Origin of the sequence: cyanobacterium endosymbiont of Epithemia clementina EcSB (assembly GCF_029919255.1) — a bacterium.
Classification (GTDB): Bacteria; Cyanobacteriota; Cyanobacteriia; order Cyanobacteriales; family Microcystaceae; genus Rippkaea.
Map to the genome: position 1 here is coordinate 2,485,512 of NZ_CP123991.1, position 22,972 is coordinate 2,508,483.

Here is a 22,972-nt window from a genome sequence, read left to right on the forward strand (position 1 = left end):
TGATATTTAAATCGATAAATGTTTGTCAGAACAGGTTATGATGACTTAGGTTGAACCTTTCAACAGTTTAGTTTATCTTCATGACTTTCCAACTACGCGTTTATGTTCCCGATCATCCTTTGATTAAGCATTGGTTAGGGGTCGCTCGTGATGCTAATACTCCGAATATCCTTTTTAAAACAGCAATGACAGAGCTAGGACGTTGGTTAACCTACGAAGCGACTCGCCATTGGCTGCCCACTTTAGAAACTACAATAAAAACTCCCATTACTAACTCTCAAGCCACCTTGATTGATCCTCAAGTCCCCCTCGCCGTTGTTCCTCTTTTACGGGCAGGATTAGCCTTGTTAGATGGAGCGCAAACCCTTCTGCCTCTAGCTTCAATCTATCATCTAGGGTTAGCTCATAACGAAGAAATCCTAGACGTTAGTTGTTATCTCAATAAATTACCTCAACAATTTCACCCCAAAACCCAAATTATTGTCTTAGAACCCATGTTGGCTACTGGGCGATCAATCACCGTTGCGATGGATGAAATAACTAAACGGGGAGCAAATCCAGAATTGATGCGGATTATCTCCGTAGTAGCAGCTCCACCTGCGTTGCAAAAACTAAGTAAAAAATACCCCAGTCTAAATATTTATACCGCTATTATTGATGAAGGAATTAATGACAGAGGATATATTGTACCTGGGTTAGGAGATGCAGGTAATCGTGCTTTTGGAACATAGAGTGAGTAAAAGTTTATTTGACCCAGTTTTTTTCAGAGATTGAACATCATCAAGGTTAGAAATTATGAGTCAACGAGATGGATTTAGCGGCGGATTTTTGGCAGGAATAATTGTTGGTGGTATGGTCGGTGGCATCATTGGAGCGCTAGTAGGATCACGTCTTGAAAAGAATCCGAAGGAAGACAGATCTTCCTTACTCAAATCAACCAAAGATGAAAAACTAGACACCGAGACTAATATTGAAATGGCACGTCGTCGTCTAGAAAATAAGATAGCTCAACTTAATTTAGCTATTGATGATGTACGAGAGCAATTTGGACAAGTTGGACAACAAACCCTTGAATCAGAAACATCGACTGAAGAAGGCTAATAATGAAGAAGGCTAATGATTGACTGAATTGAGCTTTTTTTAGATTCAAGATTAACAATTCGTATCTTCTCTAAAATTCTCCCCACTAAACTCGATGGAAATTACCTAGCAGTTGGCTGTATCTTACAAAGATGTCTTGTATTGTCTGAAAAAATGGCTAAAATCACCATAAACTGTCCCTAAAGGCGTAATGATTTTTGTACTAAAACAGTCTTTGAACTCTATGATGTTTTCTGTAATGCCCGTGAGGATTCTAAAAATTAGGGCAATGTTCTTAACAGGGGCATGGCCTTATACCGATGGTAAATATGCATTTTATTCAGGGAGCGATCAAAGTGTTAGGGGAAAGGCGGAATATATAGATAATACTGGGATTCCCCGTTTGAATGTTCTTTAGCTACAACACTTAATTCATTCTATGCCTAAAATAGTTATTGCTTTGGTAGCTGGTTATGCCATTAGTCGAGGTCATGTTTTAAATCTAATTTATGCTCTAAATATTGCGGCTGATAATACTATTTTTGGTCAAAACGGACCGAAAATTAGAAGTTTTAACGGGGGGTCGGGCAAGTTATTTAGCCCGCATTATAGTACAGAAAAAAGCTAGAAACTTTAGTATTATACCGTCAATATACTCCTTAAAAAACTTTAGAAATGAGGTTAGTTAATTGTGTATTATAAGTTGAGCAACTCGAAAAATAAGGTATTATTTAGGCTACTGAAATTCTAGGTAAAGCCTATTGCTATTTTTTACTTAAAAGCTGCTTTTAGTTCTGACTGTGACGGTCAAATTAAGTTACAGAAATTAGCAAGGAACGCTATTGTATAACAAAAAAGGGAGTTGAAGGAAAACCACTTTTTTTAAAAAACTTCCCTCTAATTTTCGTAAATATCCTTGATATTCTTAAGTTTTAGATCAGTGTAGTCGGAGTATCTTCGCTTTACAAGGTAAGGGTTTTTAATTACTCAGTTGTGAGAAGAATAAGTATTGGACATTCATATATTTTTGCCGAGTTTATTAACATAATCCATCCTGAAGAGTCCATATTTTGTGTTTAGACGATAGTTTAAACAATTTCTAAAACCTAAAGTATTTTAGTTGATGGGTCTTGATAATAATCAAGATATTATGTGGATGATATCAACTCTGAATTTACAGGAGTATTTGATTGAGGAGATAAACTTGCTTATTATTGAATCCTAGACAATTTAGAAAAATATATTTTGATTAGTACTCAACAGCAACAATTGTAATCTTTTCAGATCAATAAAGAAAAGTCATTCGTTACATAATTTAATGCACTTAATGCCCCATTTTTTTAAAAAATATTTCACTAGCATTAACTTTAAATAAAATCTTGCTCTTTTGTATGAAGATATTATGTCTAACTTTTAAGATTTTTTTGTATAAGTTAACCCAAAATTCGTATAATAAGTAGCATGTTATTTGTAAATAATAAAAATGATTAATTTTTTCTGAAAATTAATCTTGTTTTTTAGTTTGTACTAAGCTTTTAGTCTTATTTGGATTCAATCAACTTAATTTGATTCTCTATGAAATATCTTTCAACTAAATTATCTCCTAAAGTAATTAATTTACTAATTACTGTTATTGTTATAAACGCAGTCATTCTTTATTTATATTTCATTAGATTTGAAGGAAACATCACAGGATTTTTTCGCATTGGTTCAGTCTTAGAGCTCTCTCCTTTTCTTGATCCTGAAACTACTAAAATTTATCAAGGGGAAATTGGCTATGATGGACAGCAATTTCTCAGTTTAGCCCTCGATCCTTTTTTGCAAAATCCTGAAACTATCACCACTCTTGATCATCCAATTTATCGTTATCGCCGAATTTTATATCCGCTGATTAGCTATCTCTTAAGTTTTGGTAATCGGACTTTAATTCCTCATATGATGGTTACCATAAATTACCTATCAATTATAGGTATTGTCTGGATTATTAGCTTATATTTTAAATTTAATCAAGAGCAAAAATGGCAACCTTTATTAACGTTATGTATTCCTGGTATTTGGATGGTTTTTTCTCTAGGAACTGCTGATTTACTCAGTAGTCTATTATTAATACTCTCATTCTATTGTTATCGATATAACAAACCAATTTGGACAGCTTTTGCTATTTCTTTAGCTTGCTTAACTAGAGAGACTTTACTATTAGTTTGGCTAGCTATTTTTTTGACGAGTCTTATTCAAAGGAAAAAAGAACAAAGCAAACAATTATTATGGGCTTGGATACCTCCATTTTTATGGACGATTTATATTAGTTCTTTGGACTTACCAGGTACGGTTAGAGTGAAAGCAAATTTTGGTTATCCTTTTATGGGTATATACAATAAGTTAATTTCTCTATTAATGGGAGGATTTAAAGGAGAAAATTTATTTGAAGTTTATTCATTTATTCTGATTATTATTATTTTTATGACTATATTTATAATTAGTGCATATCATCGTAAAGATAATCAATTAATTCAACTGAGTACCATACTGTATAGTGCTATGTTTGTAATGAGTAGTATGACAATACTGAGCTATTATTTAGATTATTCACGGGTTTTTATAGATGTTTATTTTTTCTTATTGCTGAGCATTAATACTAATAAAATTCCAATTAAATTAATTTTATTTTTGGCTTTAGGATTAGGAAGTTGTGCCTTTTTAGCTTTACATTCTTAACTCTAAATTTATTATTATTAATGAATTTTATATCTTTTAAAATTCCTTCTTTTTAAGAGGAGTTATAAAGAGAATCTAATTCTTAATGACTTGAGTAAGAGCTAATTAGTGAAACTGGGATAAACTATTGAGAAAGCGATCTAGACTGCGCTCCCTAGTAGGCTGACATCTAGATCGCTCCTAGCTTCAATTTCAGCAACAATGTATACTCAATCAAGTGTGTGGGTAACTTCATCAACCGCTAATGTCCTAACACCAACTGTTATCGCTCTTGGCAATTTTGATGGTCTCCATTTGGGACACAGAAATGTTTTACAACCCATTTGTCTTTCCTCAATTGGAACAGTCTCTTCTTACTCTACTGTTGTTACCTTTACCCCGCACCCTCAAGAGTTTTTCACTGGACAAACTCGACAACTTCTTACTCCCCTATCTGAAAAAATCAAACGGCTAGAATATCTAGAAATACAACAATTAGTTAGATTACCCTTTGACCGAAAATTAGCTGCCTTAAATCCCCAGGAATTTGTAGCACAGATGTTGGTCAAACATCTCCGAGTTCGACAGATAAGTGTCGGGGAAGATTTTCGCTTTGGACATAAACGGGTAGGAACAGCCAAAGATTTGAGTGAAATTGCCGCTTCTTTTGGAATACCGGTTCATATTACTCCTTTAGAAACTTATTCAGGTCTAAAGAAGCGCATTAGTAGTTCTTTAATTCGTCGATGTCTTGCGGAAGGAGACGTAACACAAGCAAAACAAATGTTGGGCTATTCATATTCTTTGATAGGAACAGTGGTTAAAGGAGAGCAATTAGGAAGAACTATTGGTTTTCCAACAGCTAACCTTAAACTTCCTCCAGATAAGTTGTTACCTCGACAGGGAGTATATGCAGTTCGAGTGAAAATAAACCAAAAAGAACCGCTAAAAGGCTTGATGAATTTTGGCTGTCGCCCCACTGTTGCAGGAAAAATTCCCATGGTAGAAGTTCATATCTTAGACTGGTCAGGGGACTTATACCAACAATCTTTAACAGTTGAATTGGAGCAATTTTTACGTCCTGAGCAACAATTTCTTTCCCTTGATAGACTTAAAGACCAAATAGTCGAAGACTGTTGTTTGGCTAGAAAAATTTTTCATCAATAAATATTGAATTTTCTGATAATTTTAGAAACCCTAAAAAGAACTCCTCAAGAAAATCTCTATGAGAGACACAATTTTTATCTTAAGGAATAACCTCAGTCTTACTTTTGTGGGGAAAGATAAACTCATCTTTGTAGTCATTGTCAAGCTCCTAAGTAAGAAACACGCTTTTTTAAAAAATGTTCTTAGAGTAGCTAAAACTCTCTTGAATAAAATTTTTAGTCCGTTTAATTTAGTAGATAAATTTAAAAAAATCTGAAATAGAAAAATAGTTTCTAAAAAAGAGCAAACTAGATATCAGCCTTTTAAAAAATTCAGCTAACAAAATCAGAATAGTAATAACTATCAAAATTGACTTGTAACCGCTACATACTCTCTCCGTTACTGGAAAAAACTTAGAAGTGTTGTATTTAAATACAAAAGTATAAAAAGTTAAACAAATTGTAGACTGGATGAAACCATTGTAAAACAAAAATAAAAACAATTTTTAGATAGATTCTTCAAAGAACAGATTTTTTTTGATTTTATGAAAATTAGAATAAAAAAACTTTAATAGAGGAATACTTTAGATTAAATTAATTTTTTTTTAAAAAAATTAATTTAATCTAAGTTTTAAGATAAAAATGCTATAGCTAAAGCAATTTAGCAAAATCTTTATCAATAGCTAACTAAAAAATTTTAGTTTAAAAAACATATATTCAACTCTAGTTATTTAGATATAGACATAGAAAATAGTTTTTCTGACGTTTATTTAGAGTCTCCTATCTATTATCCCACCGTCTAATATCCCACTGTCTAATTATTGAGATTGGTCTTCAGAGAAAAACAATGGCAAATAGATTGCTAAGATCAGTTATGGTTAATCTGTTGTGGCTTAGAGTAACTAATGTTCAAGATTTCTTGGTCATCCATCTTTTCTCGATTTAATCTGCTCTCTGTCGTCGTTATAGTGGCAATCTCTTTTTGGTCTATTAGTATTGGTTGGGGAATTACTTCCATTCTACATACATTCACTGGAAGTGCACCGATGGCGATTGCTGCATCCCCTAATGATGGTGTTCCTGCACGATATCAAGCAGGACAGGAATTTTATCTTAAAACTTGTTCAGCTTGTCATATTGCTTTACCTCCAGAAGTTTTACCCAGTGAAACCTGGAAGAAATTATTAGAAAATCCTAACAAACATTATGGGACTTCAGTTCCCAATTTAATTCGTCTGGGGCAACTATTGATTTGGGACTATCTGCAAACATTTTCCCGTACTTTACCCGCTAAGGACGAACCAATTCCTTTTTATGTGGAGCAATCACGTTATTTTAAGATCCTTCATCCTCGGATTAAGTTTAAGGAAACTGTTACTCATGGAAGTTGTATTATTTGTCATCCAGGGGTAGAAAATTTTGATTTTCGGACGTTAACCCCAGAATGGGAAAACTCACCTTAAACAGCCAAATCTTTTAGTTCTATCAATGTTCCAAGCATAACACCTAATGCAATGTTTTCCATAATACGATCATCATTAAATAGTTTTTAAATATAAACAAACAGGAAACATTGAATGAAACGTTTGGCAAATAATGCCAAATTAAAATAACGTGAGTCCGACAAGATTCAAAAATACTGTTGTTATTCTCGATATTTAAGTAACATAAAACGAAATTTTTGATAGAAGTTGTCTATATTACAAAATACTTCGGTAGGATTGATACTAGATTTTATATCTATGACACTAGACTTCAATCAATACTACTTCTAGCAGAAAGCTACTGCTTCCCTTTCTTTCCATAATTTTCGAAGAAGTTCGAGAAGTATTATAAACTTTAAGGTTTATTTTTATGTTCCACCTAGCTTTAAAATTTATCTCTTATAAAGGCTTATTATTGATAATAATTAATACACTAAGAGTCTTTGTAAGAATTAGTTTAATTTTCTAAATACCATGAATATTCATAAACATTAGCAGCTGCACTATTACCTGTATTCCATTGTTTGGTAAATCTTTTTAAGAATCATTTGCTCAGAAAGGTCTTACTTCTAAATAAACTATTTTGTAGCTATTTCAAAGGTCATTGTTGAGCGTTTTACCTATGTAGCTACAATGATTTTCCTTTAAAAGGATTTTTTATCTAAAAAAATCTATCTTGTCAATTGTTATTTATAAATAACAGTCATAACTCAATAAACAGCCTACTTACCGACAACTTTTATCTATATTAATGTGCGCTTACTGCCTTGATTATATGGAGATTATCTCAAACAGTCAATTCAACAAACCTAAAATATTTATTAAAAATTTATAGTATATCTTTGAATAAGTAGATGAAATTAAATGAGAAGAGCAAGAATTATCAAAGTTTACTTGAGTCCAGAAATTTTCTCCAGAATGAAAACTAGAATATAAATATTCTGTTTGAATGCAAAAGGACAGAGAGTTAAAAACAGTGTAGATTAGGTAAAACTATAAAAAAATATAATTTTAAAATAATCTCTAAATAGATTCTTCAAGAAAAAGAATAATTATGGGATTTTCTTAAAAGTAGAAAACCAAGAACTAAGTGATTTCATCTAGTTTGAAAAAAGGAAAATAATTTGATATTTCAACATTTCTTTATAGCTACATACTTATTGTTATTACTCTCAGTTTTTAAACTATCATTTATATCTTTTCTAGATTATTCCATTACAATTTCTTAAAACTACTCTTAATGTTGTTTATTTCTGAATTTATTAACTAACAGCAGAAGGTTGACTTTTAGCAATTGGTAAGGTGAACCAAACTTGACATCCTTGTCCTGGGGTACTATTAACGCCAATTTTGCCTCCGTGAGCTTCAATAATTTGACGACATTGATAAGAACCTAATCCAATTCCTGTCCTACGTCTATCGTGTAAACTACGAAGGTATAATCTAAACATTTGATTACATTGTTTTTCTTCCATTCCTACCCCATTATCTATTAAACAACAATGGATCATTCCATTATTAAATGCTGCCTTTAAGACTAAATTAATTCCTGGAGTATTGTGTTTTAGGGCATTACTTAAAAGATGCTCAAATACTTGACTTAGTTGATCAGAATCGGCAAAGACAAAAGGTAAATTTTCAGAAATTTCTAAGATTAAAGTAGCTTTATTTTGAGTAAAATAAGATTGCCAACTTTGAGTTAATTTTACAACAATCTCTTTAAGAGAAATTGCTTGCAAATTTATATTCATATTTAAGGGAAATTCTTCGGAAAAATGATCCTTGGAGAGGGCATTAATCAAAGTCAATTGGCGATCACTACTTTTAATCATTCGCTCAAGAATGCCATGGGAAATACTAAGATTTTCCCCTTGACGGTTTTGGAGATTTTTTAATAACATCAACATGCCCATAATCGAAGTTCGTAAATCGTGGGAAACTGCTTGTAAAAAGACTGCTTTCATATCATATAACTGCTGTAACTCTTGAATTTTATCTTGCAATTGATGAGTATGTTCTTGTACTTGTTTTTCTAAATTACTATTAAGTTTCTGTACTTTCTGATAGAATTTTGCTTGACCCATCGCAATCATCATTTGATCAGCCAATTGTTCTAATAGTCTAACCTCTTCTTTTTGCCAATAACGCCTTTGAGAACATTGATGAGCTACTAATAACCCTAACGGTTGACCATCTACATGAAGGGGAACCACTAAAGCAGCCTTAATGTGGTAACGTTGGGTATACTGTGCCATAGTTTCTGATAAATTAACAGAGTCGATGTCAGAAACCACGAAAGTTTGACCTCGGGCAAATAGGGATTGAATATCCGTCAGTAAATCATCCTTTGCACTTCCTCCTAAAATACTCGAATAGTGAGGTGTAACTGACTCAGCGACTACATCAAGTCGTCCGTCATTGTACAGAGTCGCAATAAATACCCGATCAGCATGGATTAATCTTCGAATTTCAGCGACAGTTGTCTTAAAAATTTGTTCCATATCCAAAGACTGACGAATTCGCAAAGCGACCTCCGCCAGCAGATGGTCCCGTTCTACCGCATCTCGTAATTGTTTTTCAACTCTTTGGCGTTCCGCGACAGCCACTGATAAAAGTAACGTTGTGGCACTGACAATGATAATAAAAATTTGTAGTGATAAAACCGCTTGGGACAAGTTAGGGGTTTGAATAACAAATGGACCAATTCCTTTAAGAGTTCCCGCAATCGCTAAAATAGCTACAAAAACATTAGCCAACACCGCTCCCCAAGTCTGAAAACGAAGAGCCGCCCAAACTACTACTGGAAAGGGCAAATATTCTAAATATTGAGCGGTAGTCAATCCTCCCCCTTGTACACTCGAAGAACTACCTTGACAAATAAACACTAGCCAACTTAACAGTAATAACAGTCCGCTACAAATGGATAATTCAAGAAGACGGAATTGTTTTTGGCGGCGTAAAAGTCGATTTCCATGAAATTTGAAGCGTAATAACAAGGGAGCTGTCACTAAAATTCCGCTACAATCTCCCAACCACAATAACCACCAATGTTGACTAAAATTAGCCGACGAAAGATTCCCAGCGACCAGTTGAACCAAGGTATCAATTGAGGCATTCAGCAAGGGAGCAATCATTGCTCCCAGGAGGATTAATTCCGTTATATCTTGAATCCTTGAGAGTTTCGAAGAAAATTTCCCCCATCGTAGCAATCTAACCGCAACAACCGCTGACAAGGTACTACCAAGGGCTGAACTCAAGGCTACCCCGTAATTTTCCCCGAAGAAAACCATTAAGATAGCATCTCCTAGAAAAATGCCGAACCACATTTTTTCTCCATAAACCAACAGTGCAGTTAGGGCAATTCCTGCTGGAAGCCATAGAGGAGAAGCTTCTGCTGCTCTTCCCATCCATCGTAGACATAACCATCCCCCACTCCAGTAAGCGATCGCCACTAAAGCAAGTTTTACTAAATTTGAGCGAAAAGCAGTCTGGGCTGAAGTCATAGGGACTTAATTTTCCTTGTTAAAGCGGCTTAATCTGTCCATAATTTAAGCTATCTAAAGGGTGCCTAATTTAATCATTTTTTTACTTCCTCCACCTGGGTGAACTCCCAGTAAAACCAAGAAAACAGGGAAAAGCACCCCAAAGTATCTTCTGAATTTTTTTAGTATAATTTATATCTTGATTTACAGACCAAGTTACATAAATTTTCTATAAAATGTTGGATGAATCTAAAATGCGAATTTTAATTGTAGAAGATGATCCCCTCATGCAGTTGGGTTTAGAACAAGCTCTCAGTGAATATCCTGATTTTGAGATTGTTGGGCAAGCTGACGATGGTTATGTCGGAGTTCAACAAGCTTTAGATCTACAGCCTGATTTAGTGGTTATGGACATTGGATTGCCTCGCTTGGATGGAATTGCTGCGACGAAACAAATTAAGGATAAATCACCGCAAATTCATGTAGTAATTCTTACGTCTCACACGCTACAAACTGAGGTTATTGCTGCTCTATCGAGTGGAGCTGATGCCTATTGTATTAAAGGGGCGAGTTTAGAACGATTATTAGCTGCTATTGAAGCAGCTAAGGATGGCGCAACTTATTTAGACCCCCAAATTGCTAGATTAGTGTTAGATAATTTAAAACCACCTACGCCAGAATTAAACCAAAATATTGCTTTACTTTCTGAACGAGAATTAGAAGTTTTAAAGTTAATTGTTGAAGGTAAAAGTAATAATGAAATTGCTGAAGACCTCTATCTGAGTGCCAATACAATTAAAACCCATGTACGGGGAATTATGAATAAATTAGCAGTTGATGATCGAGTCCAGGCTGCTGTTGTTGCTTTGCGTTCTGGATTAGTTTAAAAACAATTAAAAAACTTTTACTGATAAAAATGAGGTGCTAAAACTTAATTTTTATGCTTTTTTTAAAAAAAGCATAAAAATTACTTAAAAATAATTCTTTTAAGACTCAAGCCTATTTAATACTCAAGCCCATAGATAAATTTTTACTTCTTCTAAAAGTAGTTAGAGAACTTAAAAATATCACCTTACCACGTTTGATAATATTCACTTAGAAGTTTTATCTATTACTAATATTTAGCAGTTACTAAATCATCATGTTGATATAAAAAGTAGTTATCAACAAGTAAGATAGTACTTAAACAATTTTAAAAATGGTAAACAAATCTTTGAATCAATTATCTATAATATTTTCCAATATAAATCGATTCATTGGTCTCAGTATAATTTTTTTTAGAGTCTTCTAATATTGGTAATATCGATGGATCTTATTGATAAAAACCTATTTTTACTGACTCTTCTTCTGTTAACCATATTAGAATAATGATTTTAAATAGACCTTGGCTCATTGTTCGGACTCTAGCTCATTTAGTTTATGAAAACAATTAAATTTTACTTGGTTTTACCATAAATGATATTATATAGTCTTTAATATTTAAAATAACAGTCAAGGAAACACTAGTAGATATCATTGTCAGTCAGAATTAGGATATAACTAAAATGCTGACTGGAAAACTTCATCACAAAAAAAATTGAGCGATAGCGATATATTTAGAAAGCTGACTTAGTACTATAGTTAGAGTCAGATAGCATTTAACAAAATCTTCACTTTAGAATACAGTTTTGTTTATATATTAAGTTTCTATATCACTTCAAACAACTTCTAACACCATTAAGGGACTCTGGCTAGAAAATAATTAGCTAATAATATACACAGATTTACCTACTCCTGAACTTTTTTTAGGAAAAACCTTAATTAAGGTTTCCTAAGCAGGTATTTGTAATACAGATTTAGAATTAACTTGAAGTTGCGATCCTTATCGAGAGATAATCGATTATAAATTCGCAGGAGTGATTGAGCGGGGACTCTCTCATCATCGTTTTTACGACACATCGCCAATTCTCAATTTTGTTTAAGTATAAAGAGTCTGGTGAAATATACCATAGTTCACATCCAGCTTCTTCTACCATGTACTTGATTATTTATATATGAAAAGTAGAATCACCTTAAAGAATTAAATTTTAGGATGACCAAGCTTCAAATAAATCTCTATCGAAATCCCTCTCAACAGTTACATGAAAAAAAACTTCTTTCCCCTTTTAAAACACTAATCTAATTAATTAGCCCCTTCTCTTTTCTTTCCAGATTTTAGAATCTAGCATCCTTCTCTGCTAGGACTATAACCATATGGAGTATTTTCTATTTTTAGCCATCTTTTCCAGCCTTATTCCGAATAATACTTGTTCTAGTTTATTTCTTGTTTGATATCTGTAAGTTGTTATCTGGTTATTTTTGAATTTTTGACACATATAACTTGCTATCTCGCTGAGTAATATTGTTCCTCCATAATTGAGCCATCTTTGTTTAAGTTTCAGCATTACTCTACTGAGCATCGCCTCTTAATTTTGCTCTTTTAATTACAAATCTGAATTATTAGAATAAATTCGAAATCAACAATAGATTTCAAGTTTTAATGTCCTTCTCGTATTATTATAATCGCTTCTTGGCATAAATTATAGCTGCAACGTATAAACATAACTAATAGTGCTAACTTAATCATTCAATTTTTTTAAAAAGAAAACTGTCCTAAGATTTTTGTCTTGTTTTACTTCACCACAAACCTTAAGAAATAGATAAACAAAACAGTGCCAAATTGATCTTAACTCTACTGTTCACAAGATATCCTTGACACTGCTCTATTTCAGTTTTTATCGTCTCTTAACGCCCTCTATGATGGCCGACTGTCTTACGATCCAATTTTTTCCCTGAGTTATTACGGCGAGGTTTGGAATTGTCTTTACGATTTTTACTCTTAACAATTGGTTTAGATATTCCTGCTTCAGGGACTTCCCAGTCAGTCTTCATCCAATTGGGGCAGTCTTGATCATAAACCATCTGTAAAGCCGCAGCAGCTATGGCCTGGGGATCATATTCATCGCTAAGTTCCCGCACAATTGGTAAAAACGAAGCCATCCGCTCCCCTGCCAAGGAATCTTGAATCTGCTTTTGTAGTTTTTCCAGTCGCTTAGCTTCAACTTGAGAACGATTAGGAATACTACACAATTCTATTCTCTGTCGAATTCGCCGTTCAATTTGACGTACCATACGGCGGTCAATTGCTTCAACTAAAGATATTGCTGTCCCTTTTTTTCCTGCCCGGCCTGTTCGTCCAATCCGATGAATATAAGTTTCTGCATTATCTGGCAAATCGTAGTTAATAACGTGGCTTAAATTCTCAACGTCTAGCCCTCTTGCCGCAATATCCGTAGCCACAACAATCCTAATTTTACCATCTCGAAATCGATGGACCAACCGTTCTCGTTGGGACTGACTGAGATTACCATGGTATTCATCAACACTTTGTCCGGCTTCTTGTAACTTGCTGGTAAGTTCAGAAGCTGTCTGTTTAGTCCGAACAAAAACAATGGCTGTTTCAGGGACTTCAATTTCTAAAATTGGTTGTAACGCCTTGAGTTTTGACCAACCGCGAGGAACACCATAAAGATGTTGCTCAATTTTATCAGGTGCAGCTTGAGGCTGGTCTACAGTCACCGTAACAGGGGATCTGAGAAACTGGTTAACTAATTCTCGGATTTCACGGGGCATAGTTGCTGAGAAACAAGCAGTGTTACGTTGGTCGGGGGTTTGTCTTAGAATTTTCTTCACATCATCGATAAAGCCCATGCTGAGCATTTCATCGGCTTCATCGAGAACAGCCCATTTTAGATTATCTAAAACCAGCTTTTTGCGATCTAATAAGTCGATAACCCTTCCTGGAGTCCCAACAACAATTTGGACACCTCGTTGTAAACTCCGAATTTGCCTATCAATCGATTGACCCCCATAAACAGTCAAAATATAGAGTCGGCGTTCAGTAGAAAAGTCTTTAATAGCAAGAGCAACCTGTTGTGCAAGTTCACGGGTTGGGGTTAGAATAAGTGCCTGTATGTTGGAATCGTTTATATCAATCTGCTCCATAATGGGCAAGGAATAAGCTGCCGTCTTCCCTGTTCCTGTCTGAGATTGTCCTAGAATGTCATGGCCTTCCAAAATTAAAGGAATTGCCTTACATTGAATCTCTGTTGGACTCGTCAAACCTAGGGTTTCTAATTTATTAACACGGTTATCAGAGAGTCCTAAGCTATTAAAAGAAATGGTCATAAGAAATGTTAGTTAGTAACTTAACTGCGAGATTAATTTAGTACAAAGTGGTTAGTAAACTTTTCCCTAAGTAGGAAAAGCTTGTAGTGTATTTTCGGTCAAGAATCTATTTTTAGAGCATCGTGTTGTTGCACAACTTTTCCATATAGATCGTAGGTATCAGCATAGGTGATTTTAACAGACACAATTGCGTTTAAGGGAGCTTCTCCTTGAATATAGACAAGTCCATCGACTTCTGGAGCAAATCGCCAGCAACGTCCTATTTTCTCTCTAGTTTGAGGATTTTCTTGTTCAATTAAAACGTCAACGATTTTTCCAATATAATCTTGATTTTTTTTGAGAGAAATTGGCTGTTGCATCTGCATCAAGATTTCTCGTCTTTGTTGGGCTATTCCTGATGGAACCTGATGGGGCATTTGATAAGCAGGAGTATTTTCTTCTGGAGAAAAGGTAAATACTCCAACGTGATCAAATTCATGACATTTGACAAAATTAACTAAATGGTTAAAATATTCCTCTGTTTCCCCTGGAAAACCTACAATAAAAGTGGTTCTCAATACGGCTTCAGGAATGGACTTTCTGATCCGTTCAATGATGCCATCATTGACTTGTTCTTGCCAAGGACGATTCATTGCTTTCAAGATAGCCTGGTGGGAATGTTGCAAAGGAAAATCGAAATAGGGTAAGACATTCTTGGTCTCCCTAATTGCATCAATAACCTTATGGGTGAGTCCTGTGGGATAGGCATAATAGATCCGAATCCAGGGAATGTCTACTGTCCCCAAAGCCCTCAATAATTGGTCTAGTCTGGGTTCTCCATACAAATCCAATCCATAATTTGTGGTTGATTGGGAAATCAATATTAATTCTTTTACTCTTTGATCGGCTAATTGTTGTGCTTCGGCTACAATCGACTCAATAGAACGTGATCGTTGACTTCCTCTCAAGTGAGGAATGATACAAAATGCGCAACGGTAATCACACCCTTCTGCTATTCGCAAATAAGCCACCCCTTCAGTGGTTGTACGGTAGCGAGGAACCATTTCATCCGCGATAAAAGTAGGATTAACCGAGACTTCTTTAACTTTTTTTCCTGTTTCTACCTGTCGGATAACATCAACAATTTTCTGATAGTCTCCCGTTCCTATTACAGCGACAGCCTCAGGAATTTCATCGAGAAGTTCTCCCTGAAAGTGTTGGGCCATACAGCCAGAGATAATAATTTTTTTCTTGGCTTCGGCTAATTCTACTAATGTACGAACTGACTCTTGGCGAGCCTCTTGTATGAAACTACAAGTATTAACAATTACATAGTCTGCTAATTCTTCACTACTATCTATTCGATAGCCTGCCTGCCCCAGCAAGCCTAGCATATGTTCAGAGTCAATACGGTTTTTTTCGCAGCCTAGATGAGAAATCGCAATAGTTGGCTTACTGCCCATGAATTGTTGTTCGGTTACATCCCATTGTTGTATACTTGGGCTATAAACCACGCTAATCCTTCTGTGTAGCCTGATGGCTATAGTCTAGAGTTCAGGTGTGGATTCGCCCCATTTATCTGTTAAGTTATTTTAACAGATTCTATCTAATAAAGAAAGTAGCTTAGAGAAAATTGTGAGAGGCTCTTGACTCCTATTTCTTCAAATATTTTACAAGTAGACATAATTTAGTTTTATTGCATGGTTTCTGTTGATATTCAAAGATAGTTTTGATTTATAAGGAACAAATGACAATGACATCGAAGCCAAAAGATTATCTAATCCTACCAATGGCTCCTGTTACTTTTCTGATATTTTCGGGAACCCTGTGGCTGTAATTGTAAGGAGATTTAGTTGTTCAACTGGATATGCAATGATGACTGTTTGATACTTCCCCCGATCTAATTTCAGTCTAAGAATTCACAGTCTTTAAGTAAATGGTTTTTTTATGAGCTTAAACAGTCCCTATTCGGAGGTGATCAATATCGATCACCTCCGAATAGAAACTGTAATTTCTCTGTCGTTATTTAGAACAACTAATATCGAGAGGTTCTCATCATTTCAGATGTCAGAGAAGATATATCGCATTTCATTAATGCCCTAAAATATTCCTCATCCGTTTTCAGTGTAAGTTAATATAGCCTAACCAAAAACCTAGGATGTTCGTCTTTGTTGAGAAGATCAAATGTTATGCTTGTCGGTAGAGCAACAAAAAAACTAGCTGTGGACAAGCTGCTGGTTTAAATTCGTTTGCTGATTATCGAAGTTTTGTTCGATATGACTCAGACAATGGAAATAAACTATTAATTATAAAAAAATAATTTTTAAAAAATTGCTGATCACTCATTCAATCGAGCTCCTAATAATTCGATGACCTGAACAATTACAATAACTAACTTTTCTTCAAGTATACAAAACTTTATTTCCACTAAATAAATAGCTCTAAATAAACCTTATCTATTGCTTTATCTTTGCAGTACTTTTTAGTCTTATCTACTGTTTTATCTAAAATATTTACGAAACTTTCTTTTTTAGTTTTAATCATACTATGTTAGTAGCATGATTAAAACTTTTATTGCTTTCGTACATTCCTATTATTTATTCGTAAAATAATATTATATTTAGTTGTTTTACTTTCTCTGATTATGTGAAAATATTTTATTTTTTTCTCCTATTTATCTAAAAATCTCACAATTTTTCTATTCCTTGAAGAATTAATACAGAATAAGCTTATCTATTTATGTTATACAGAGATACAGCAAAATTGATGTTAATAATCAAAAAAATACTGCAATCAATTTTAATAAGCGTTTGTTTAAAATTAATCAATGTATTGTTTCTAAAATCAATCCCTATGATTATTTACTATCAAAAGTAGTTTTCACAAATAATTTTTTCTTACAGAATGAAAAACACAAAACTTAATAAATATTTCTGTATATAATCTTAAAACTTGACCTCATTCTTATCGTTAGACGTCCACTTTCATAAGTAATAAGTAATATCTTAGAAACTAAGTGAAAAAAGTGTTATTGTATTGGTTTTGAATGTAGATCACTTAGTCTAGTTTTTTTCATGAAGTAATTTAATTACTTTAAAGGGTTAAAGATTTTACTCACTATTTTTATCCATCCATCTTCTAATAAAGTATAAAGGACTGGAACTATAATTAAACTTAATAGAGACGAAGTGATTAATCCTCCAATAATAGCCACAGCCATAGGTTGTCTTAATTCTGAACCTGCTCCTAGTCCCAACGCAATAGGTAACATTCCTAAAATTGTAGAGGTGGTCGTCATGATAATTGGTCTGAGGCGTACTTCTCCTGTTTCCAAAATAGCCTGATGACGATCTATTCCTTGTTGTCTTAATTGGCTAATATAGTCCATTAATAAGACAGCATTTTTATCTAATAATCCCAATAAGAAAATCAACCCAATTAAAGAAATCATTCCGAAATCATTCTGGGTAATTAATAAAGCCAACATTGCGCCAATAAGGGTCAATGGTAAGGACAGGACTACCACTAATGGTTCTAACCATCGTCCAAACGAAATATACAAAACAGCTATCATACAGACAACTGCTAAGATTAAGGCAACGGCAAATTCACCAAAAATCTTACGAACTTGTGCCGATGCTCCTTGAATATCAAAACTAATATCATGAGGTAAGTTCGACTGAGTAATAGAAATCACTTTATTAGTAATATCCCCTAATCCAACTCCTTCTGTTAAATTAGCTGTTATGTAAATAACTCTTTGTCTTTGAAAATGTTCAATTACAAGAGTTTGTTCATCCTCCCCGGACATTTTGACATCAACTAATCCAGGAACTTCTTTAATGTAAGATTTTAATTTTTTTGCTGTTTGTCGCAGAGATTTGAAGTCATTTCCTAACAAAGCAACTTTTAAAGTACTGTCATCACCTGTTTCTACAAATAAAATATCTTCAATACTAGTGGTGACTCCTCGCAACTTAGGTAAAATATCTCTAATATGTTCTTGAACTTCACTAGTACTAAATTGGCGATTACTGTTTAATTTTACATATATTTTTCCCTTTAGGGGATCACCGTGTACTCCAGCAATAGTATAGGCAGATTTCACATTAGAATCATCTAAAATTAACTGCTCAAACTTTTTTCCTACACGACTATTAATCCGTAATAAAAATTGTTCTGGTGATTGAGCTAAATCAGAAATCCATGAAGAAGTATTACTATTAAAACTGGTACGTAATCTCTGAGGAATTTTAGGAACCGGTAAAGTATAAATCAGGTTAAACTCTCCCCGATCTAATTTAGGAACAAATCCTTTAGGAATGAATGGGATTAAAGAAAGCCCTAAAATTAAACTGATTAGAGCAATAATTATCACGGTCTTGCGATTTACCAAAGACCAATTTAATAAATTACGATAAGGACCAACTAAGAAAAAAACTCTCTTTTTTTTAGTTGATCCTATTCTAGGTTTCATCCAATAAACAGCTAACACAGGAGATAAAGTTCGAGCAACCATCAAAGAAATAAAAACTGCAGCAGAAACTGTTAATCCAAAAGGTTTAAAAAAATGCTCAAGATTACCTCCAATAAAAGCAATAGGAATAAAAACAGCTGCAATAGTAATGGTTGAAGCTGTTACTGTCAGCCCGATTTCATCAGTTCCTTTGATAGCTGCTTTTTTAGGAGTTTCTCCACGGTCAATGTGACGAATAATATTTTCTATATCCACAATGGCATCATCAACAATAATGCCAATAACTAGTGCCAATGCTAGTAAAGTAAGGGTTTCGAGATTAAACCCTGCGATCATCATTACAATAGCAGTTCCTAATAAGGAGATAGGAATGGTCAAGGCAGTAATTAAAGTTGCCTGAAAATTTCGTAAAAATGGAAAAATAACTAATATAGCTAAAATAATTGCTCCAATTAACCCCTGAATGGTTGATTGAGTAGCTTCCTCTATGTAATCAGCTTGAGTTTCTGCCAAAATCAACTGTACATCAGGTAAGGTAGTTTGTAACTCGTCTATCGCTTTTTTTGTGAGACTAACTACATTAAGGGTATTAGCATCAGCTTGCTTCACTATTCGTACCGACAAGACATCTTTTCTATTAAAGCGTGCTAGTGTTGGGGGATTTGTCTCATCAGATGTAGTGTCGTTGACTTCCCTAAAATTGCCATCTCCTAATAATTCCACCCGACTTACCCCTGGTAATTTTTCTAATGGGGGGATAATTTCTTGTCGAGCAATATCTGCTAACCTCTCCAGAGGTTGAGTTTCACTTTGAATAGCATAACTGATAGCTGCTGATTCATTAATACTGAGAGTCCTAACTTTAACTCTAGCATTAGAGGGCAAATTAGCTTGTTTGAGAGCAGATTTTACGATTTTAGTGGACTTATCCAGTTTTAATCGTGCATCAAATGCCACATTAATAATACTTTGCCCAGGATAGCTAGAAGAAAATAACTCAGCATTGTTGAGTGATCGCAAAGATTCTTCAAGAGGATTGGTTAGTCTTAGTTCTGTTTCCTCTGCAGTATTAAAGGGGGTGGTAGCCTGTATAACGACTATTGGAAAGGAAACATCAGGAAACAAGGCATATTTCAAAGAAATAAAGGCAAAAATACCAGAAACTGTTACAATGATCCAAAAACATAGGGTTAGCCGCGCATGTTTAATAGCAAAACGAGAAATATTTAGACTTTTTCGAAGAGCTTGTTTCATCGAATTACTACTTGACTGTCATTTCCTTTGGTTATACCAAGTCGTCTTTTTGAATGACGATTTCTTAATCTTCAAATAAGAGATCTCCGAGAACTTCATCAAAGCAAGCTGTTCCATAAGAAGTTAAAATTTCTTTAGCTTTAGGATCTCTATTACGATATCTAGCTAATAAATTTTGGAAGTCATTGAATGTGTGTTTACTTTTCAGTGTATTAACAGTGCAGTTACATAGTTTTCTGGATTCCTCCTTGGTTAAACCGGATGCTTGTGCTTCCGGGACACAATTTTTTTGATAGAAATCTGCAAAGGGCTCTGGTGCAGCGCTTACATTTTGGGCAATAGGGCTTGAGCTTACTATTAATAAAATTAACAAAGCAAATATATGGCGAGTATTATTCATCATATAAATCATAAATTTAGGATCGACTCCAGACGATCAAGCGAACTAATAGACAAATGGTTTTATCCTTAGCTTTTAGTGTACACTTGCCTGAGGTTAAAAAACATCTTCTACTATAGCAGTTTTAGGAATTGCATAAACTCCATGATTTTTGATACAATAACAGAGTCTATAGAAATGGCGGCATAGCCAAGTGGTAAGGCAGAGGTCTGCAAAACCTTTATCCCCCAGTTCAAGTCTGGGTGCCGCCTTTAAAAGTTGAACTTAGTTCAGTCAATTTTCCTCCAAATATATATTTTGCAGAGTAGCGTCTAGTTGTTTATCTGATTTCCTAGAGAAGTTGTTCCGTGCTATGGACAAAAATGTTATCTATGGCGAACAGTGGATGGATATGAGCAAATCCTGGATATTTTAGTTCAAAAATCAGAAATGCTCAAAAATTAAAAGCTCTCAGATAAAAGCTCCCAGAGATTGTTTGTAGACACACCATTAACGCTTTTTATTCCTCTACACTATTAAAGATGAAGCAGCATAAATAGAATAATCAGAACAATATCAACAAAGTGCCAGGATAGTAGCACTGCATTAATATCGAGTTGATCAGAAGTATAATTTACCTTGTATCAAAAAATGAAAATACATCAATAACAATAAAATTACTTCTGTCAAGACGTGTAATCTATGAACCGATATCAACAGATAAAAGATTTCATTAGTTAAACCAGTATCAAGTCTAAAAAGTATATTGTGCAATTTTATACCTTGTAGTATCAGGAAAATAATTTCCAATAGAGTTGTTAATAACCACAGCCAAAAAAAGCTAATTCACTTAACTTTATTTGAGTAAATATTTAACAAAATAAAAACAGAATATAGTATAACTTTGTTTTTTAGAAGAAACTCTAAACTTTCAAGATTAGGGGAAAACAAGTTATTTTTTAAAAAAATACAGGACGATATAAGTGATTGACAAGAAAAGAAAGCTATCATGATAAACGGACTTTAATACAGTAATCATAGATGAGTTACTTGATCTCCAAAAAGTAAATCAATCATATCGATCTGTTTTTTAGCTTGGTTACTCTTTAAATTTTAGTTGCACCATTCATTAATTATCAACAAACATGTTGACGATAAATTACTATGTAACATAACTCTTAATTGAGAGTCCAATCTATAGCTATTAACAAAATAACCAAGGGTGAAAACTATTCACCCTACATTAGTTACATTTCTACTTTTTACTACTAATTGGTCACTGTTGAATATGAGGTTAATTCTTCTTCAGAAGCAAGATTAACTCGACGGAGATTAGCCCCTAATTGGCGTAACTTTCTCTCTAAATTATCGTAACCACGATCTAAATGATGCAAACCCTGTACTAAGGTCTTTCCTTGAGCTGCTAAGCCCGATAATACTAAGGCAGCGGAAGCCCGTAAATCCGTTGCCATGACTGGCGCACCAGAAAGAAAAGGAACTCCCCGTACTAAAGCAATGTTACCTTTAACGCGGATATCTGCTCCCATTCGTTGGAGCTCTGCCACATGCCGCAGACGATTTTCAAATACAGTTTCGGTAATAACACTATTGCCTTCACTTAGGGTTAATAAAGCCATAAATTGGGCTTGCATATCAGTAGGAAACCCAGGAAAAGGTAAGGTTTCAATGTCAGTTGCCCGTAACGGTGCAGGAATTAAACGTAAGCGATTAGGCTCTTCAATAATCACCTGGGGTCCAATAGCTCGCAATTTAGCAATAGCTGAAGCTATATGCTCAGGAATTACGGGAAATAGACTGATTTCAGATTGAGTAATAGCTCCAGCAATTAAAAAGGTTCCTGCTTCAATACGATCAGGAATAACACAGTAGTCTGTACTATGTAAACGCTCAACCCCAGAAATAATAATCTTATTAGTTCCTGCTCCTTGAATTTTAGCTCCCATAGAACAACAAAAATTTGCTAAATCAATAATTTCCGGTTCTTGGGCCGCATTTTCAATGATAGTTTCCCCATCGGCTAAAGTTGCTGCCATTATAATTGTTTCTGTGGCACCAACGCTCGGATAGTCTAAATAAATCTTTGCTCCCGTTAAGCGATTACGACTCCCTTTAACACAGGCATGGACTTCTCCATGTTCAATACGAACGTCAGCGCCCATGGCTTGTAACCCTCGTACATGAAGATCTACTGGTCTGGCTCCGATGGCACAGCCCCCTGGTAATGGTACACGAGTCATGCCCAAACGGGCTAATAATGGACCTATAACGAAGAAACTTGCCCGCAGTTGGGATACCAATTCATAAGGTGCTTGGGATTTGCCAATACTTCGAGCATTGATCTCTAAAATGTTACCGTTTCTTTGAAGTTTAACTCCTAAAGCCGCTAAAACCTGGGTCATGCGGTTAACATCAACTAAGGAAGGGAGATTTCTCAAGCGACAGTCTCCAGAACACAAAAGAGAACCTGCCATCAGGGCAAGAGCAGAGTTTTTAGCTCCACTAATGATCACTTCTCCTTTTAGAGGAGTTTGACCCTGAATTTCTAAAACCGTTTGCTGTTTTTCAAGATGAGAGAGCATGGACATTAAGATAAAGTTGATCTTTATGATTGTTTTTTTTAAAAACTATACAAAGATTATAGTTTTTAATTAAAATTCGTCTACAATTTAACCTTAAATAACCCAAAAAGTCTAGGTTAACTCTTAATATATCCGCTTAAACTTGGCAAAAGAGGCAAAAAAAGAGTAGAGTATTGATAATTATGGGTTTTA

At 34.4% G+C, this 22,972-nt stretch carries 12 protein-coding genes, 1 tRNA gene and 1 pseudogene; 8 read left to right on the forward strand and 6 right to left on the reverse strand.

The window, feature by feature from the left end; genetic code table 11:
• Positions 1 to 80: 80 nt before the first annotated feature.
• The 6 genes and pseudogenes from upp (at position 81) to P3F56_RS08370 (ending at position 6,382) form a co-directional block, all read left to right on the forward strand.
• Entirely contained in the window at positions 81 to 731 is a 651-nt protein-coding gene (gene upp, locus P3F56_RS08345; RefSeq protein ID WP_281152418.1) for a uracil phosphoribosyltransferase, read from the forward strand.
• A 64-nt stretch (positions 732 to 795) separates the two neighbouring features.
• Positions 796 to 1,101, forward strand: a complete 306-nt coding sequence (locus tag P3F56_RS08350; protein WP_281152419.1) for a hypothetical protein — start codon at positions 796 to 798, stop codon at positions 1,099 to 1,101.
• A 153-nt stretch (positions 1,102 to 1,254) separates the two neighbouring features.
• Positions 1,255 to 2,000, forward strand: a pseudogene (locus tag P3F56_RS08355) (enoyl-CoA hydratase-related protein).
• Positions 2,001 to 2,655: 655 nt separating this feature from the next.
• Positions 2,656 to 3,795: an AZOBR_p60025 family cell surface glycopolymer formation protein gene (locus P3F56_RS08360; protein WP_281152420.1), complete on the forward strand. Its 1,140-nt coding sequence runs from the start codon at positions 2,656 to 2,658 to the stop codon at positions 3,793 to 3,795.
• A 219-nt stretch (positions 3,796 to 4,014) separates the two neighbouring features.
• Positions 4,015 to 4,941, forward strand: a complete 927-nt coding sequence (locus P3F56_RS08365; RefSeq protein ID WP_281153776.1) for a bifunctional riboflavin kinase/FAD synthetase — start codon at positions 4,015 to 4,017, stop codon at positions 4,939 to 4,941.
• 883 nt (positions 4,942 to 5,824) lie between these two features.
• A complete protein-coding gene (locus P3F56_RS08370) occupies positions 5,825 to 6,382 on the forward strand; it encodes a cytochrome (RefSeq protein ID WP_281152421.1) in 558 nt (185 codons plus the stop codon).
• A gap of 1,283 nt (positions 6,383 to 7,665) precedes the next feature.
• Here the strand turns inward: P3F56_RS08370 and P3F56_RS08375 are convergent.
• Positions 7,666 to 9,906 carry a sensor histidine kinase gene (locus tag P3F56_RS08375; RefSeq protein ID WP_281152422.1) on the reverse strand — a complete coding sequence of 747 codons (2,241 nt, stop codon included), beginning with the start codon at positions 9,904 to 9,906 and terminating at the stop codon, positions 7,666 to 7,668.
• A 233-nt stretch (positions 9,907 to 10,139) separates the two neighbouring features.
• On the opposite strand from P3F56_RS08375, the gene P3F56_RS08380 reads away from it, so the two are divergent.
• Positions 10,140 to 10,772 (forward strand): response regulator, encoded by a 633-nt coding sequence (locus P3F56_RS08380; RefSeq protein WP_281152423.1) that lies wholly within the window; start codon positions 10,140 to 10,142, stop codon positions 10,770 to 10,772.
• Between the two features lie 1,876 nt (positions 10,773 to 12,648).
• Here the strand turns inward: P3F56_RS08380 and P3F56_RS08385 are convergent.
• The 4 genes from P3F56_RS08385 to P3F56_RS08400 all read right to left on the reverse strand — a co-directional run bounded on the left by P3F56_RS08385 (position 12,649) and on the right by P3F56_RS08400 (position 20,204).
• Complete coding sequence (locus P3F56_RS08385) at positions 12,649 to 14,091, reverse strand: DEAD/DEAH box helicase (RefSeq protein WP_281152424.1); 1,443 nt, start codon at positions 14,089 to 14,091, stop codon at positions 12,649 to 12,651.
• Positions 14,092 to 14,189: 98 nt separating this feature from the next.
• Entirely contained in the window at positions 14,190 to 15,533 is a 1,344-nt protein-coding gene (rimO, locus tag P3F56_RS08390; RefSeq protein ID WP_281153777.1) for a 30S ribosomal protein S12 methylthiotransferase RimO, read from the reverse strand.
• Positions 15,534 to 17,158: 1,625 nt separating this feature from the next.
• Positions 17,159 to 19,801 carry an efflux RND transporter permease subunit gene (locus P3F56_RS08395; RefSeq protein ID WP_281152425.1) on the reverse strand — a complete coding sequence of 881 codons (2,643 nt, stop codon included), beginning with the start codon at positions 19,799 to 19,801 and terminating at the stop codon, positions 17,159 to 17,161.
• A 64-nt stretch (positions 19,802 to 19,865) separates the two neighbouring features.
• Positions 19,866 to 20,204 carry a hypothetical protein gene (locus P3F56_RS08400; protein ID WP_281152426.1) on the reverse strand — a complete coding sequence of 113 codons (339 nt, stop codon included), beginning with the start codon at positions 20,202 to 20,204 and terminating at the stop codon, positions 19,866 to 19,868.
• A gap of 176 nt (positions 20,205 to 20,380) precedes the next feature.
• Between P3F56_RS08400 and P3F56_RS08405 the strand changes: the two genes are divergently transcribed.
• Positions 20,381 to 20,452: transfer RNA gene (locus P3F56_RS08405), tRNA-Cys, on the forward strand.
• Positions 20,453 to 21,448: 996 nt separating this feature from the next.
• On the opposite strand, the gene murA is transcribed toward P3F56_RS08405, so the two are convergent.
• On the reverse strand, positions 21,449 to 22,780 hold the full coding sequence (gene murA, locus P3F56_RS08410) for a UDP-N-acetylglucosamine 1-carboxyvinyltransferase (protein WP_281153778.1): 1,332 nt from the start codon (positions 22,778 to 22,780) through the stop codon (positions 21,449 to 21,451).
• Positions 22,781 to 22,972: the final 192 nt, after the last annotated feature.